The organism is Erysipelatoclostridium sp. MSK.7.34 (assembly GCF_019041935.1).
GTDB classification, from domain to species: Bacteria; Bacillota_I; Bacilli_A; order Erysipelotrichales; family Coprobacillaceae; genus Thomasclavelia; species Thomasclavelia ramosa.
Map to the genome: position 1 here is coordinate 1 of NZ_JAHPYJ010000058.1, position 1,495 is coordinate 1,495.

Sequence of the window (1,495 nt, forward strand, 5' to 3'; positions counted from 1 at the left end):
CATCCTGCTCCGCCAAACACCTCAACATATTTTGTAAAATCCTCCTTTGGAAAACGTTTTATAATTTCTTTACGTAATAATTTTTTTCCACCTATCCATGGAATAAACGAATTCAAACAAACCACCTCCACCGAACACATAAATTATACATTTAAAATATAATTTAATGTAAAATTGTTTTTTTATAACCATATACGTAAAAAAAATCAAATATATTATGGCATCAACTTAATTCCATACAACGTTCTCACCCCTTAACATTTATTATTTTCAGTTAAAATAAAAAGAGACATTCTCATTCCCTGTCTCTTTACATAATTTTAACTATACTAATTTTAACATATCCTTCATTTCAAAAAGGCACAATTTTTTTCGAAAAAGTGAGTGTTTTTTGAATATTATTCACCCCATACTACTGCAGCAGCGGAAATATATTAATATGTTTAAAATAAACCTTGGTGCGCTATTTTTAATCATTAATAATACTATCATAAATTATTAGTAGCAAATCATCCTACTATTTCAAAAGTATTTATAGAAATATCAAATTTTTTTCATGATCATGCGATAAATTATTCTCTTTATAATCAGACTAATAAATGTCTTTTTTGACTGCTCTCCAATTTGCTTTATACATATTGAGTTGAACTATATAAAAAGCATAGCATGTCTGTTTTTATAATTAAAAGGTGCAATTTTTTTACTATATTTATCACAAAAAGAGGCAAACTGCCTCTTTTTTATCATTTTATCTTTTTCACTTTCATTTTCTAATATTTTGATATAAATATTACTTTTACTAACCAAAATATTGTTGATTTTCACCTATTTCCCTAGCTTTTTTATTACAACATTATATTCAGAAATTACTGTCTTTTTAAAAATAATACTATTATAAATTATCAAAATGGCAAATCATCCTCTGATATTTCAAAAGTATTTAAAGAATTATCAAATTCTTTTTCAAGGTCACGCAATAAACTATTTTCATTATAATCAGTTTGATAAATATCTTTTTTTGACTGTTCTTCATTTACCGCTCTAGTTTCCATAAATTGAACTACGTCGCAAATAACTTCTACAATGTATTTCTTTTGACCTTGAGGATTTTCGTAACTGCGTGTCTGTATTCTCCCTTCAACACCAACTAAACTTCCCTTAGAACAATATCTTTCAACATTTTCAGCAGACTTACGCCATACAACACAATTAATAAAATCTGCCTGTTGTTGACCATCTCTGCTTGTAAAATTACGATTTACCGCTAAAGTAAAAGAAGTAACCGCATCACCTTGAAGTGTTCTACTAAGTTCAGGATCCCTCGTCATTCGTCCTACCAGGACTGCTCTATTAACCATCTTACCCCTTTCTTATTCTGCACTATTCCATCATTTACATACATGACTTATTGCATCATATAAAGCATCTATTTCTTTAGGCGTTAAAACAAATATTCCTTTATTTTTCCAGAGGTTAAATGAATAATAATCTACAT

At 28.0% G+C, this 1,495-nt stretch carries 2 protein-coding genes; both read right to left on the bottom strand.

What is annotated here, in order from left to right; genetic code table 11:
• On the bottom strand, positions 1-140 hold a 140-nt coding region (locus KTF99_RS16725), incomplete at its 3' end, for a DNA adenine methylase (RefSeq protein ID WP_254210227.1).
• 762 nt (positions 141-902) lie between these two features.
• Entirely contained in the window at positions 903-1,358 is a 456-nt protein-coding gene (gene ssb, locus KTF99_RS16730) for a single-stranded DNA-binding protein (RefSeq protein ID WP_009301220.1), read from the bottom strand.
• Positions 1,359-1,495 lie beyond the last annotated feature (137 nt).

Bases quoted from the DNA above. Each gene is read 5' to 3' on its own strand.
- ssb (WP_009301220.1), bottom strand. From the start codon at position 1,358: ATGGTTAATAGAGCAGTCCTGGTAGGACGAATGACGAGGGATCCTGAA.